General features: G+C 44.6%; 2 pseudogenes. Both read right to left on the bottom strand.

The window, feature by feature from the left end:
• Positions 1-119: pseudogene (locus QZ506_RS19755) on the bottom strand (IS5/IS1182 family transposase); the annotation flags it as partial.
• A gap of 299 nt (positions 120-418) precedes the next feature.
• A pseudogene (locus QZ506_RS19750) lies at positions 419-924 on the bottom strand (ribonucleotide-diphosphate reductase subunit beta); the annotation flags it as partial.
• Between the last annotated feature and the right edge of the window lie 141 nt (positions 925-1,065).

Genomic DNA, 1,065 nt, shown 5'->3' with positions numbered 1-1,065 from the left:
TTTTTTTCCGTCCATGCAGCAATGGCTGATTCATCTAGCCATACGGTTAGAGAACCGCGCTGCTTGAGGGCCTTGTTATAAGAGGGCCAGTTGGTGATTTTAAAATTTTGTTTTGCCATGGAGACCTGATTTTGAAACAAATGTGGTGATCTGCTCCGATGATTACCCAAAAGTTCTATTTATTCAAAAAAGCCCGATGACGTATGAAGAGCCTGAACCGGAGAAGAAATCGTGATTTTCTTCCGCGTTGGGGATTTGTGAATAATAGGTAATCATGCTGTTTTTACATGCCAGTTTTGGTTGAAAATGCTTGTCATCTCAGGTGTACACTTTTCTTATGATGCCTAACTGCATGATTTTACGTTGCGAGGATCCGTCGTTTCACTGGGCTTCCAGCATAAAATCTATTTATTCAACAAAGCACCGCGTTGGGTGACAATGCGAAAAGGATTGCCTGATTGACATCGGTCATGTTGGCAGGGAACAACGCTTCATAACCAAGGTTCATCAATGCGTTATTGGTGTTGTAATGCAGAAACTTTTTCACATCCTCCGTCCAGCCCACACCGTCGTACAGCGCTTCGGTGTAGAGAATTTCATTGTCATAGAGATCCTGCATTAAATCGAAGGCGTAGTCCTTTATCTGCTGTTGCCGCACAGCGTCAACGTTGGCGAGACCCTGCTGGAATTTATAGCCAATATAATACCCGTGCACTGCTTCATCATGGATAATCAGGCGAATCAGATCGGCGGTGTTGGTCAGCTTGGCACGGCTGGACCAGTACATCGGCAGATAAAAGCCGGAATAGAACAGATTCGAGAAATACGCTGGCGATCTTTTTCATCAGGGGATCGCTACTGCGGTATTGTTCAAGAATCAGTGTGGCTTTTTTTTTGCAACGTGGCGTTTTCTTCACTCCAGCGAGGCTTTGTTGAATAAATAGATATTATGCTGCGTAGCCATAAAGGCTGCGGATTCCCTTGACGTAAAATCAGTATGTTAAATCCAGAGCGTGGTGATGCATCCCGGAGCGATCAGCATTTTAATCCAAATCAGGCGTGTCA

The sequence above is a fragment of the Candidatus Symbiopectobacterium sp. genome (assembly GCF_020054415.1).
Lineage (GTDB): Bacteria > Pseudomonadota > Gammaproteobacteria > Enterobacterales > Enterobacteriaceae > Symbiopectobacterium.
This window is presented reverse-complemented; position numbering and strand designations above follow the sequence as displayed.